Consider the following 13,185-nt stretch of genomic DNA (forward strand, 5'->3'; position numbering starts at 1 on the left):
GACCGCGACGGTGCACCATGCGATGGCGAGCGGCTCGCAGGACGAAGCGACGCCGGTCGGCCTGTTCCTGGCGGTGCTGAAAGCGGCGGCGGCGGCGGGAAACCTGCTGTTCGCCGCGATCGTCGCCCTGGGGCCGGTGTCCTTGGGCGGGTGGGGCGGAGACGGCGTGACCCTGCTCACGCTGAGCGCCACGACCGTACCGATCCTGGGCAGCCTGGTGGCGCTGGCCCTGTTGTGGGGCAGCGGCGATCGGGCGTCCTGAAACGCCGCCACCGTGCGCCGAACGGCTGGGGTGACGGGGTTGGAGGTCGATCCCGATCGCGGTATCGCCGATGCCGCCCAGCCCACAGGAGCGCCCGCACGCCATGACAGACCTGCCCAAGCTCCTCGTTACGCGCCGCCTGCCCGATGCCGTTGAGCGTCATCTCACGGAGACCTGGGACACGACGCTGAGCGCCGACGACCAGCCGCTCGATCGTGCCGCACTTGTCGCGGCGATGACCCGCTATGACGCCTGGATGCCGACCATCACCGACCGGATCGACGCGGACCTGCTGGCCACGCCGGGACGGCGGGTGCGCATCCTCGCCAATTATGGCGCGGGGGTCGACCATATCGACCTGGCGGCCGCGCGCGAAGCGGGCGTGGTGGTGACCAACACGCCCGATGTGCTGACCGAGGCGACGGCGGAGATCGCGATCCTGCTGATGCTGATGGCCGCGCGTCGGGCGGGCGAGGGCGAGCGGGAGCTGCGCGCCGGGCAGTGGACCGGCTGGCGCCCGTCGCACTTGATCGGGCAGGACCTGTCGGGCAAGACACTGGGCCTGATCGGCTTCGGCCGGATCGCGCAGGCGACCGCGGCCAAAGCCAGGGGGCTGGGGATGCGCATCCGTTATGCCAGCCGCTCGGCCGCGTCGCCCGAGGTGGAGCGGGCGCTGGAGGCGACCCGTGTGGACACGCCCAAGGCGCTGGCGGCGCAATGCGATATCCTGTCGCTGCATGTGCCGGGGGGCGAGGCGACCCGCCATCTGGTCGATGCCGCCCTGCTGGCGCGGATGAAGCCCCATGCCATCGTCGTGAACACCGCGCGCGGCCCGGTCATCGACGAAGCCGCGCTGGCCGAGGCCTTGGCGCAAGGGCGGATCGGCGGCGTCGGGCTGGACGTCTATGAGCACGAGCCGGTCGTCCATCCCGCCCTGCTGGCGCATCCGCGTGCGGTCCTCTTGCCGCATCTGGGCAGCGCGACGATCGAGGCGCGCACCGCCATGGGGATGCGCGCGGCCGACAATCTGGCGGTGTTCCTGCGCGGCGAGGAGCCCGGCGATCGTGTTGCCTGAAGCGGCGGTCGCCGGGCTGGTCGCGGATCGCTTGGCCGAGCGCCGCGCGGGCCAGCCGCCGCTGGTGCTGGGGCTGTGCGGCGCGCAGGGCAGCGGCAAGTCGACCGTCGCGGCCCGGTTGGCCGAGCGCTTCGAGGGCAGCGCGATCCTGTCGCTGGACGATCTCTACCGCACCCACGCCGAACGTCAGCAACTGGCGCGCGAGGTGCACCCCCTGTTCGCGACGCGGGGCGTGCCGGGCACGCACGACGTGGCGCTGGGCGTCGCGACCTTGGCGGCGATCACGCGCGGCGAGGCCGTTCCCCTGCCGCGTTTCGACAAGGCGATCGACGACCGGGCGCCGCAAGCGACATGGCCCGCCGCGCCTGTCCCTTGTTCGCTCATCATCTTCGAGGGCTGGTGCGTTGGCGCGCGTCCGCAAGGAGAGGAGGCGCTGGCCGCGCCGATCAACCGGCTGGAGGCGGAGGAAGACGCCGATGGTATCTGGCGCCGCCATGTGAACGCCGTGCTCGCCGCCGACTATCCGGCGCTGTTCGACCAGCTCGACATGCTGGTGCTGATGATGCCACCCGACTGGCCGACGGTCCTGCGCTGGCGCACTCAGCAGGAAGAGGCTTTGCGCCGTGCGCGCGGCAAGGGTGCGGGTGTGATGGACGATACCCAACTCGCCCGCTTCGTCAGCCATTATGAGCGGCTGACCCGCCATATCTGGGCCGAAATGCCGTCACGCGCCGACCTGTGCCTGCGCCTGGACGAGAGCCGCGCCCTGATCGGCTAAGCCGGTTGCGGACCGCGTGACGGAAAAGGGGCTCTAACCCGGCTTTCGGCGCGACTGCTCGTTATAGGCCTGACGGAATTCCTTGGCGAACATGTCGAGAAAGGCTTCGTCCGACCCTTGCGCGACGCCGCCGAATTCGCGTTCATAGGCCTGCCACAGCGCCGCGTCGCGGGCGGCGGGAAGGATGCGTTCGATGACGCCGCCTGCCTCGGCGCGCGCCCGGATGGCCGAAGGGGAAAAGCGTTCCAGCGTGGTGCGCAGCGCGCCCTGCATCGCGCGCAAGGTCGCGACCTGGTGCGATTGCAGGTCCTGAAACGCATCTTCGATGGCCTGATCGGCGGGCAGGAAGCCGGGTTGTGCCGGGCCGAGCAGCATCGCCACCGCTTCGTCGGGCGTGCGGGCATATTTCAGCGGATTGTGCCCGCCGGGGCTGAAGGCGGTGGCCTCCGCCCCCAACTGCGCCTTGGCGCGCGCACGCGCCTCAACCATCACGACCAGACCCGCGACCAGCCGCCGGAACAGCGCGCCAGCACGGGTCGCGTCGTCGGGCCCCAGTCGCGAGGGATCGATTCCGGCCGCCTGGGCAAAGGCGGCCAGCGCATCGGAGGTCGGGGCCGGTGTCGGCACCGCCTGTGGCGGTTGGGGACGCTCGGGCGGCAGGGCGGCGGCACCGGACGCGGGCGACAGACCGAGCGGATCGCGAACCGGTTCGCTGGGCTGTCCGAAGCCGCCCCGCGCCCAGTCCACCACATTGCCCTCCGCAATCCGTCCCCACAGATCGTCGGGTGACAAAGAAGCGGGTTGTGCGGGTGCGGCGCTCGACCAGGGCGAGGCGGGCGGCGGGGGCGGGGTCGCGGCTTCCCAGGTCGATACGACGGGAGGTAGTGCGGCGGCGGCGTCTGGCCGCCAGCCTCCCGAAGCGGGCGGCGCAGCCGGGGCGGGCCGCGAGTCCCATCCGGCGGCGGCCCGATGGTCGTCGGGGCGCGCGAGGCTCGGGCCGACCTGCGGTTGCCAGGCGGAGCCGCCGGGGGCCGAAGGGGGTGTCGGCACCGGGTCCCATCCACCGCTCCCGGCCGCAGGCGTCGGGGCGGGGCCCCATCCGTCGCCGGCTGGCGCAGCGGGGGGAGCGGGTGTGGGGGCCGCATCGTCCCACCCACGCCACACCGGTTCGGCCTGGTCCGGCGCGACAGGCTGCGCCGTATCGGCCCGTCCCGTCAGTCGCGCCGCGATGACGAAAGTGCCGACATGGAAACGATCGCCATCGGCGACACGGTGCGGCGCGGTCAGTCGTTCGCCGGTTTGCGCCAGGGTCGTGCCGTTGGTGCTGCAATCGATCAGCAGATAGTCGCCGCCGTCATAGCGTATCTCGAAATGGCGCGAGGAGACGTGACGTGTCGGATCGGGCAGCGCCCAGTCGCAGGTGGCGGCCCGGCCGACGATCGCGCCCCGGCGGTGCAGGACGAGTTCGGAGGGCGAACCATTGTCGAGGCGGCGTGCGCCTTCGATGGAGAGGGTCAGGGTCATCGGTCGAGGGCGGCCAGTCCGCGCGCGGCGACGGCCTCGCCCAGCGTCAGCGCGGCGTCGAACGCGGCGGCGGGGTCGGGGGCCTCGCGGCAGGTGGCACCGATCGCCCCGGCGACATAGCGCGCGGCGACATGGTCCGGCGCGGGCACCGCCGCCTGGCCGGGGGCGGCGATCGAACCGCCGGAGAAGAAGACGGCGGAGGCGAGCAGCCGCTCTGGCACCGGACGCGGGATCGCGGCGGCGGCATCACCCGCCGCCCGGCGATGATGTTCGCTGGGTGCCTCCAACCAGCGCAACGCCATGTCGAGCGCCTGGCGACGACGCGGGGGCGGGGGATCGTGACGGGCGGCATCCTCCACGATCCGCGCGGCCCAGCCGATCGCTTCCAGTCGAGGCAGCGCATGGGCCAGATAATCCAGCGCGGCCGACCGATGGCGGGCCGCGCGCAGGGCATCATAATGCGCCATGACCGTAAGGGTGGCCGGGGGCCATTCGTCGCGATCGACACCCATCAGCGCCAGCACCTGGCGCGCCTCCGTCAATCGTACCGAGTCCCAGGACTTCACGCTACCATCCGCCGCCATCCGGTCAGCCTTCGCCCGCGGCCGGACCCAGCGTCTGGGGCGCGCCGAATGCGCCGTCGCCGAGTCCCTCGGGATTGATCTCCGTGATGGCGCCGTTCAGCACCAGCTTGGCCGTGCCGTTGATCCGCGTCTCCGCGCCGCCGTTGACGATGGCCTCGGTCGTCGCCTGCACCTCGACATGCGGCGACTGGATGCGAATGCCGCCGGGCTCCATGACGATCACCGAATTGCCGACGCGCAAGGTGATCGACGTCTTGGACTCGATCGACAGCGTGCCGTCGACCAGCAGGCCGTCCTTGCCCACCACATGCGTCGTCCGATCGCGCCCGATCGTCTTGGTGTCGTCGCGGCCGACCTTGGTGGTGCGGTCCAATCCGACCTGACGGTCCTGGTTGTGGCCGACATGGCGGCTTTCATCGAAACGGACGCGACTGTTCATGTCGCGCTCGGCATGGATGAACAGCTCTTCCTGGCCGCCCTTGTCCTCGAAACGGATTTCGTTGGAAGTGCGGTTGGTGCCGCTGTCCAGCGCCTGCGTCTCGGGATAGTCGCCGGAGGGGCCGTAGGTCAGCGTCCGCCAGACCGCCCGCGTCTTGTTGGCGGGCAGGTCATAGACCGGCATATGCGCCTTGTTGAAGACGCGCCCGACGACCAGCGGCCGGTCGGGATCGCCGTCGAGGAAGTCGACCAGCACCTCATGCCCGACACGGGGCAGGATGACATTGCCCAGCCCGCCGGTCTGCGACACGCGAATCCAGCAGGTGGACCGCTCGCCCGGCGTGTCCGCGCGGTCCCAGTGGAAGCGGACCTTCACCCGGCCATATTCGTCGGTGTAGATCGTCTCGCCCGGCGGCCCGGTGACGATCGCCGACTCCAGCCCCTGGACGCGCGGGCGCGGCGTTTCGAGGCGGGGGCGGAAGACGGTGTCGGCGGGAATCGCCTCGAATTTCACATTATACGAGTCTTCGTCGTCCTGCTGGCCGGAGCGATAGCTTTCCGCCGCGATGGAATGTTCGGCCGAAGTGATCAGGTAGGACCCGTTCATCCGCGCCGCCGGATGCTCCTCGACATCGACGCGGTAGCCGGTGGTCAGGCCGGTGGCCTGCGACGTGCCTGTAAAGGTCCGCCGCCCGGCGCGCTGCGCATCCAGCAGCGCCTGGCCCCGGTCGCGGCCCGTCTGCTCCTGGTCGCCGCGCCCGGTCTTTTCACGCGTGTAGCGGCCGGGATAGACGAAAATCTCGCGATCGTCGCGCGGGTGTGCGCCTTCGCCGCTCGCCTCCGCCGACAGCGGCTGGTCGGGCGACTCGAAGTCGAAATCGCGCACCGTCACCTTGGCCTCGGCGGTGGAGGCGACCCGCTCGATCCAGGTCTGCAGATAATCGCCCTGGGCGCCGAACCGCGACTTGGAGTCGGCGGTGAACACCGACACGCTGTTGGCGTTGTATTTCAGCCGCGATGGCTTGCCCGGCTGGTGCGAGGCGGGGCCCTCGCAAAGGATCATGACATGGCGGTCGGCGTCATGGCGGAAGAAATAATAGATTCCCTCCTCCTCCATCAGGCGCGAGACGAAGGCGAAGTCGCTCTCCCGATACTGCACCGTGTAGCCGCGCGGGATGCGGGGCTGGACCAGCCGCGTATAGTCGACGTCCTGCACCCCGGCATTCTCGAACACTTGCTTGACGATCTGGACGACGGTCTTGTCCTGATAGATCGCCATCTGCCGGTTCTGGTCGAGATAAAAGGTCCAGGGCCGGATCGACAGGCGATAATGATGCCCCGACTGGGTTTCCTTCACATATTCGCCCGCCGTCACCAGACCGTGGAAACGGCGCAGCAGCTCGCTATCCTCCAGCACGGCCAGCCCGGCCGGCTTGCCGAGATGCGGCTGAAGATCGATTTCCAACGGCGAGATGATGTCGGCCAGCACCTCGAACGGTGTGCTCAGCCTTTCCGAACTCCGTATTCTTTCCAGGACGACCTGCTCGTCGCCCACGTCGATCGCCATCTGCGTCAGGCGTTGCGTCGTGTCTGTCACCAACCACTCCCGCCGATCGCGCCAAACCGCGCGCAGGCCCCGATCCTACCGGCTTCGTTCCGGCGATACAACGGCTGGCGCGCCGACCGGTTGCAAGACGCGAAACAATCGATATCAGCGCAGATAAGATAATTTGTGACGGGTATGAAACAAAAATGTGACGTGATGCGTATAGGCTAAGTTTTGCCCATGTCAGGTCGGGATCGGACGAGCTTGGGGCGGTAATGCTGCCATATGGGTTGCTTCGTAAGAGCGCTCGACCTAATGTGAAGCAGCATCGGGTACATGCACGGGAGTAACCATGTCGTTGCGGATGCTCACAGCTTGTTTGGCGACCGTGTTGGTCGTCCCATCGGCTCATGCGCAGGAGGCGGCGTCCTCCAAGGCGCGGCCGAGCGTCGAAAGCTATCTCTGCACCTTCGCGGGCAAGTGCGACGGCGTGGCGGGCGGCCAGCCCGTGGCGACGCGCGATGCGCCGCAGACCAAGGGTTTCCGACTGGCGAAGCCCACCGCCGAGGCGAGCGGTACGGCCGCTGTCGCCGCGCCGTCCCGCGGCATCGAGCGGGCGACTCGCCGGCCGACGCCGCGCCGCGCGCATTATGCCGCGCCATCCGCTCCGGCGGTGAACTATGGCGCGACCCAGCGCCCACGGGCCGATCTGATGATCGGGTTCGAGCTCAATTCGGCGCAGCTGTCTGCTGAGGGAACACGCGCGGCGCAGGTCTTTGCCCGTTCGCTGCTGATGCCCGAGCTGAAGGACAAGCGCTTCCTAATCGAGGGGCATACCGACCTGCGTGGCGGTGCGCGGATCAACGGCCCATTGTCGGCGGCGCGCGCCAAGGCGGTGGCCGATTATCTGGTCGTGCTGGGCGTCGATCGCCGTCGGCTGGAGACGCGGGGCTTCGGCTCGGCGGTGCCGCTGCCCGGCCATGGCAAGAGTGATCCCGCTAATCGTCGCGTCGAAGCCGAGCTGATTTCCTGAGGCGCTGCTGGTGTCGGACATGGCCCCCAGCACCGATATCGCCGCGCTGCTGACGCCGATCGCGCCCGATGCGCCGGCAGGGCCGGACCTGTCCTATGAGCCCGCGCGCCAGACGATCGAACAGGCGTTCAGCGATCCGGCGGATGAGGTGGACTGGCGCAGCACCATCGCGATGATCGAGGTGCAGGCGCAGGCGACCCGTGACGTCTGGCTGGCCGTCTATCTCGCCCGGGCGGGTGCTCGGGCGGGCGATCTCTCGGCGGTCGAGGCGGGTGTGCAATTGCTCGCCGGGCTGTTCGAGCAGTTCTGGGACAGTGCGCATCCGACGATCGAGGAATATGGGATCGAGGGGCGCAAGGGCGCATGCGAGTCGCTGGTCCGGATCGGAGAGTTCCTGGCACCGCTGCGGCGCGTGCCGCTGATCCAGCATCCGCGGCTGGGCGAGTATGACGGGGCGGATATCCAGCGGTTCAGCGAGGATGGAATGGCCGATGGCTATGGTCCGTTCCGTGCCGCGCTGGCCGATACGCCGGTCGAGCGGGTCGAGGCGATCGTCGATCAGTTCCGCCGGATCGAGGCGGCCCTGCAACGCGCCGACGCAGTTCTCTCCGAAAAAGCGGGGGAGGCGGGGCAGACCGGCACCAATTTCCGTCCGACCTATGAAGCAATCGAGGGTATCGTCCACGCGCTGACCCCCTTTGTCCGGCAGACCGGCGAGATGGGGGCTGACGCCGGTGACGATCGGCCGATCGCCCTGTCGGCCGCGCCGGGCGGCATGGGGTCTGGCGGCACCGGGCGTATCCAGTCGCGCGAGGATGTGGCCCGCGCGCTCGATGCGGTCATCGACTATTATGGCCGGGTCGAGCCGTCGAGCCCGATCCCGGTCGCCCTGGGTCGGGTAAAGGGTTGGATCACCATGGATTTCATGGCGATCCTGGCGGACATCGCGCCGAACAGCGTCAACGACGCGACGGCGGTGCTGCGGGCCAGGGCGGAGGCCGATGCCTCCTCAGATATGATGTAGATCAAGGTAAAGCAGATCGTGGTCAGGGAGCCATTACGGCTCTGAAACATTAAGCGGGGGAAGCCCCGCAGAGGCTGAAGAACGGGACGGAGCACATGGCGATCAAAAGCGGTCAGCGGTTCATTCGCGAAAATCGGAAGCCTCGGGTCCATATCGAATATGAGGTCGAGACCTATGGCGCGCGCCAGAAGATCGAACTTCCCTTCGTCATGGGCGTGATCTCCGACCTGTCGGGCAAGAGCCTGAAGGACAAGAAGGCGGCGGAATCTCGCGAATTTATCGATGTCGACATGGACAATTTCGACCAGCGGATGGAGGCGATTGCCCCCCGCGTCGCCTTTGCCGTCGACAATACGCTGAACGGCGACGGCAAGATCGCGGTCGACATGACCTTCAACTCGATGAACGACTTCTCGCCGGGCGAGATCGCGCGCAAGATCGAACCGCTGGCCAAGCTGCTCGAGGCGCGGACCCAGCTGGAGGATCTGTTGTCCTATATGGACGGCAAGCACGGCGCGCAGGATCTGCTCGACCGGGTGCTGCGCGATCCGGCGTTGTTGCAGGCGATTTCGGCCGCGCGCCAGACGGATGGCGAGGCACCGACCGCCGAGGCGAAGGCGGACTGACACCAGACAGTTTGGCGAATAGCGGTGGCCCGGCAGGGGGCCAGTCCATTAAACGGATCGGAGCGGTATCATGGCGCAAGAGGCGCTCAGTCAGACCAATCAAGCAGCCCCCGCGACCGCAGGGGAACTCGACGATTTCCAAGCGTTGCTCCAGAAGGAGTTCCGCCCCGCTAATGATGAGCGCAAGAACCGCATCGAACAGGCGGTGCAGACGCTCGCGCAGCAGGCGCTGGGCGATGCCAAGATCATCGGCGGCGACGTGTTCGCCACAGTCGATGCGATGCGCGCGGCGATCGATCGCAAGCTGACCGAGCAGATCAACCAGATCATCCATCATCCGGAATTCCAGCAGCTCGAGGCGGCATGGCGGGGGCTCAACTACCTCGTCATGAACACTTCGACCGGCAAGGACATGAAGATCCGCGTGATGAACATGTCCAAGGAAGAGTGTCGGCGGATGTTCCGCCAATATCGCGACGCCGCCTGGGACCAGAGCCCGCTGTTCAAGGAGGTCTATGAGTCGGAATTCGGCCAGCTGGGCGGCCAGCCTTATGGCGCGTTCGTCTGCGACTTCTATTTCGACCACAGCGCCCCCGATCTGGAGGTGATGCGCGGCCTGTCGCGGATCGGCGCGGCCAGCCATGCACCCTTCATTGCCGCCGCCGCCCCCAGCCTGCTCGGCATGGACAGCTGGACCGAGCTGTCGAACCCGCGCGACCTGGGTAAGTTGTTCGACGCGACCGATTACGCCGCCTGGCGCTCGTTCCGCCAGTCGGAGGACAGCCGTTACCTGGCGCTGGCGCTGCCGCGCTTCCTGGGGCGTCCGCTCTACGGTGCCAAGACCGACCCGGTCGATGAGTTCGATTTCGAGGAAGATACCGGCGGCGAGCACGACCAGCATCTGTGGCTGAACGCCGCCTATGCGATGGGCACGCGTATCACCGAAGCGTTCAACACCTATGGCTGGACGACGCGCATCCGCGGCGTGGAATCGGGCGGCACGGTCGAGGAACTGCCGACCGCGACCTTCCCGACCGACGAGGGCGGGATCGACCAGAAATGCCCGACCGAGATCGCGATCAGCGACCGGCGCGAGGCGGAACTGTCGTCGGCGGGCCTGATGGCGCTGGTCCATCGCAAGAATACCGACCAGGCGACCTTCATCGGCGCGCAGACGGTCCATCGTCCCGCCGCCTATGACAAGAAGGAGGCGACCGCCAACGCGAACCTGTCGGCGCGGCTGCCCTATATCTTCGCCAGCTGTCGCTTCGCCCATTACCTCAAGTGCATGGTCCGCGACTGGGTCGGCGGCTCGCGCGAGGCGGAACAGTTGCAGCGCGATCTGAACAACTGGGTCCTTCAATATGTCGATGGTTCGCCCACGACGTCGAACGAAGAGACCAAGGCTCGCCTGCCGTTGAAGCAGGCGAAGATCGAAGTTGTCCCGGACGAAGAGAATCCCGGTTATTATAAGGGTAAGTTCATGTTCGTTCCGCATTACCAGCTGGAGGGCATGGACGTTACGTTGAGTATGGTTTCACGCCTACCCAAGACGTCGGGTTGAACCGGCGCATCCCAATCCTGAAGTAGAGATAGGAGAAACTCATGGCAGTCGATCTTTTCCTCAAAATTGACGGTATCCACGGCGAATCGAGCAAGAAGAACCACCAGGGCGAAATCGATATCATTTCGTTCGATTTCGGTGCGGTTCAGCATGGTTCGTTCCACTCGGGCGGTGCCGGTGGCGGTTCGGGCAAGGCCGAAATCTCCGACATCCGCATCCAGAAGGAAGTCGACAAGTCGTCGCCGCTGCTGTTCAAGGCCTGCGCCTCGGGCAAGCACATCAAGGAAGCGATCATCTACTCGCAAAAGGCGGGTGATGGCTCGTCGCCGCTGACCTATTACAAGATCAAGCTGGAAGACATCATCGTCTCCGACATCCACAATAATGGTGCGTCCGGCGGCGATGCGATCATGGAATCGGTGACGTTCAACTGCGCCAAGGTGACCTTCGACTATCAGGCGCAGAACGCGCAGGGTGGCAAGGACGGCGGCGTCGTCACCGCTTACTACGACATTCGTCAGAACGAGGCAGGCTAAGCCCGGCCGATCGTCCGCTGGAGAGCGATATGAACGAAGCGGACGATCGTCTGCGTGCGGGCGATCTCGACGGGGCGCGACGTGCCTTGGTCGAGGTCGTCCGGCGCGACCCCGGAAACGTGCCCAACCGCATGTTCCTGTTCCAGCTGCTGGCGATTGCCGGAGAATGGGACAAGGCGAAGGCGCAGCTTGGTTCGCTCGCCCAATTGTCGCCGGAAGCGCAGATGCTTTCCGTCGTCTATGGCCAGGCGATCGACGCGGAGCGTCAGCGCGAAGCGGTGTTTGCTGGCACCATCCGGGCCGACATTCATGGCGGGGCCGAATGGGCCGCGCCGCTGGCCGCCGCACTGGAGGCGGAAGCGCAGGGCCGGACCGACGAGGCCGAACGGCTGCGCGAGGCCGGTTTCGATGCCGCGCCCGATACGCCGGGACAGCTGAACGAGAGTCCCTTCGACTGGATCGCCGATGCCGATCCGCGCTTCGGCCCCATGCTGGAGGCGATTATCGGAGGCCGATATGGCTGGCTCCCCTTTGCCAGCGTGACCGAGATCGTCAGCGAGGGGCCGCGCGACCTGCGCGACATCGTCTGGTATCCGGTCGAGATCACCCTGGCGAGCGGCCCCCGCATCGCCGCCCTGCTTCCCGCCCGCTATCCGGGCCAGGCGCGCGACCCGGCGGAGACGCTGGCCCGTGCGACGAGCTGGGGCGAGGACGGCCATGGTTCGGGGCAGCGTGTGCTGATCACATCGGGCGATGAGGATCATGGCCTGTTGAGCCTGCGCAGCCTGCGGTTCGGGTGACGCAGCGATGGCCGTTTCCCAACGCCTGACCCCGACGCTTTACGACAAGCTGGTCGCCGACCTGGAAATCTCCGGCCTGCGCGACATGAGCGATGAGGCGCCGGAGGTTAGCCGCGAGAAATTCCGTTATTATTCGGTGCCCAAGCTGGAGCGCTTCAACGAGACCGCGTTGCGCGCGACCATAAGGCGCGACCTCGCCTGGCTGCTCAACACGACCAATCTGGAGTCGCTGGTCGATCTGGAACCCTATCCGCATGTCCGCGACTCCGTCCTCAATTACGGGCTGACCGATCTGGCGGGGCGGACGCTCAACCGGCGGGCGGTGCTAGCACGGGCCCGCGAGATACGGCGGGCGGTCCGCCTGTTCGAGCCTCGCCTGTCGCGGGAAGGCCTGACCGTCGATCCGGTGGAGAGCGAGGACGATCCCCACGCGCTGACCTTTCTGATCCAGGGTGACATCACCTCGGCGGCACAGGTGATGCCGGTCAAGTTCCGCACCGAGGTCGAGGCGGAAACCCTGTCGGTCAACGTGCGCGAATAGGCGATGTCGTCGGGAATCGATCCGCGCCTGCTGCGCTTCTATAATGACGAACTGGCCTATCTGCGCGAGGAGGCGCGGGCGTTCGGCGAGGAGCATGAGGCGGTCGCCGGTCGCCTGGGCCTGAAGACACCGACCGATCCCGACCCCTATGTCGAGCGGTTGCTCGAGGGCGTCGCCTATCTGGGCGCACGGGTGCAGTTGAAGATCGCGGATCAATATCCCGAGTTCACCCAGCACCTGCTCCATGCGGTCCAGCCACATTATCTCGCGCCCATGCCCTCCATGTGCGTGGTCGGTTTCGAGCCGAAGGAAGGCGACCCGATCCTCATCAAGGGGCATCAGGTCGCACGGGGCACGCCGCTGACCGCGACGGCGACCGAGCAGGACGGCGTACCGGTCGAGTTCCGCACCGGGCATGAGGTCACGCTCTGGCCGCTGAAGATCACCCAGGTCGAATATCTGGCCAGCCGCGCGGCGGTCGCGCCCTTTGCCAGCGCGGCCAATGTCCGCGCCGAAGCCGCGCTGCGCATCCGGTTCGAGGCGACGGGCGGGGCGTCTTTGCCCCAGGTGCTGCCTCGCTCGCTGCCGCTCTATCTGTCGGGGGCGGAGGCCTTGCCCGCCGAACTCTATCGCCAGATGGTCGGGGAGACGCTGGCGGTGATCGCGCGCTCGGCCGATGCGGCGGCGGGGGCGGAGGGGTGGAAGAAGCTGCCCCTGCCCGAACAGGTCGGGTTCGAGGATGATCAGGCGCTGCTGCCTGCCGAACTGCGCTCGTTTCGCGGTTACCGGTTGCTCAGCGAGTATTTCGCCTGTCCCGAGCGCTTCCTGTTCGTCGATCTGCCCCGGCTCGACCG

13 protein-coding genes and 1 pseudogene are annotated in these 13,185 nt (G+C 67.3%); 11 read left to right on the forward strand and 3 right to left on the reverse strand.

Features of this window, described 5'->3' with window-relative positions:
• The 3 genes and pseudogenes from SB4_RS20110 to SB4_RS17610 all read left to right on the forward strand — a co-directional run.
• Positions 1 to 262 (forward strand): annotated as a pseudogene (locus tag SB4_RS20110) (MFS transporter); the annotation flags it as partial.
• Between the two features lie 103 nt (positions 263 to 365).
• Positions 366 to 1,337, forward strand: a complete 972-nt coding sequence (locus tag SB4_RS17605) for a 2-hydroxyacid dehydrogenase (protein WP_058753619.1) — start codon at positions 366 to 368, stop codon at positions 1,335 to 1,337.
• Positions 1,327 to 2,115, forward strand: a complete 789-nt coding sequence (locus SB4_RS17610; protein WP_058753620.1) for an AAA family ATPase — start codon at positions 1,327 to 1,329, stop codon at positions 2,113 to 2,115. The genes SB4_RS17605 and SB4_RS17610 overlap by 11 nt, the downstream gene beginning before the upstream one ends.
• A 33-nt stretch (positions 2,116 to 2,148) precedes the next feature.
• Here SB4_RS17610 and tagH read toward each other — a convergent pair whose 3' ends face one another.
• From tagH to SB4_RS17625, 3 genes are read right to left on the reverse strand one after another with little or no spacing between them, the layout of a single operon-like run.
• On the reverse strand, positions 2,149 to 3,639 hold the full coding sequence (tagH, locus tag SB4_RS17615) for a type VI secretion system-associated FHA domain protein TagH (protein ID WP_058753621.1): 1,491 nt from the start codon (positions 3,637 to 3,639) through the stop codon (positions 2,149 to 2,151).
• Positions 3,636 to 4,223, reverse strand: coding sequence for a DUF6931 family protein (locus SB4_RS17620; protein ID WP_153006315.1), 588 nt, complete (start codon positions 4,221 to 4,223; stop codon positions 3,636 to 3,638). Before SB4_RS17620 ends, tagH begins: the two co-directional genes overlap by 4 nt.
• 4 nt (positions 4,224 to 4,227) lie before the next feature.
• Entirely contained in the window at positions 4,228 to 6,258 is a 2,031-nt protein-coding gene (locus tag SB4_RS17625; RefSeq protein WP_153006316.1) for a type VI secretion system Vgr family protein, read from the reverse strand.
• A gap of 337 nt (positions 6,259 to 6,595) precedes the next feature.
• Here SB4_RS17625 and SB4_RS17630 point away from each other — a divergent pair, with 337 nt between their 5' ends.
• The 8 genes from SB4_RS17630 to tssF all read left to right on the forward strand — a co-directional run.
• A complete protein-coding gene (locus SB4_RS17630) occupies positions 6,596 to 7,240 on the forward strand; it encodes an OmpA family protein (protein WP_241488679.1) in 645 nt (214 codons plus the stop codon).
• 19 nt (positions 7,241 to 7,259) lie between these two features.
• Entirely contained in the window at positions 7,260 to 8,264 is a 1,005-nt protein-coding gene (locus tag SB4_RS17635) for a type VI secretion system protein TssA (RefSeq protein ID WP_058753625.1), read from the forward strand.
• A 95-nt stretch (positions 8,265 to 8,359) separates the two neighbouring features.
• On the forward strand, positions 8,360 to 8,890 hold the full coding sequence (tssB, locus tag SB4_RS17640) for a type VI secretion system contractile sheath small subunit (protein ID WP_058716436.1): 531 nt from the start codon (positions 8,360 to 8,362) through the stop codon (positions 8,888 to 8,890).
• A 70-nt stretch (positions 8,891 to 8,960) separates the two neighbouring features.
• Positions 8,961 to 10,454 (forward strand): type VI secretion system contractile sheath large subunit, encoded by a 1,494-nt coding sequence (tssC, locus tag SB4_RS17645; protein ID WP_058753626.1) that lies wholly within the window; start codon positions 8,961 to 8,963, stop codon positions 10,452 to 10,454.
• Between the two features lie 41 nt (positions 10,455 to 10,495).
• On the forward strand, positions 10,496 to 10,990 hold the full coding sequence (locus SB4_RS17650; RefSeq protein ID WP_058716434.1) for an Hcp family type VI secretion system effector: 495 nt from the start codon (positions 10,496 to 10,498) through the stop codon (positions 10,988 to 10,990).
• A gap of 29 nt (positions 10,991 to 11,019) precedes the next feature.
• Positions 11,020 to 11,790: a type VI secretion system accessory protein TagJ gene (locus tag SB4_RS17655; RefSeq protein ID WP_058753627.1), complete on the forward strand. Its 771-nt coding sequence runs from the start codon at positions 11,020 to 11,022 to the stop codon at positions 11,788 to 11,790.
• Positions 11,791 to 11,797: 7 nt separating this feature from the next.
• Positions 11,798 to 12,331 (forward strand): type VI secretion system baseplate subunit TssE, encoded by a 534-nt coding sequence (tssE, locus tag SB4_RS17660; RefSeq protein WP_058716432.1) that lies wholly within the window; start codon positions 11,798 to 11,800, stop codon positions 12,329 to 12,331.
• 3 nt (positions 12,332 to 12,334) lie between these two features.
• Positions 12,335 to 13,185 (forward strand): type VI secretion system baseplate subunit TssF (gene tssF / locus SB4_RS17665; RefSeq protein WP_241488678.1); only part of this gene is annotated, 851 nt, incomplete at its 3' end.

This window comes from Sphingomonas sanguinis (assembly GCF_001476905.1).
GTDB lineage: Bacteria > Pseudomonadota > Alphaproteobacteria > Sphingomonadales > Sphingomonadaceae > Sphingomonas > Sphingomonas sanguinis_B.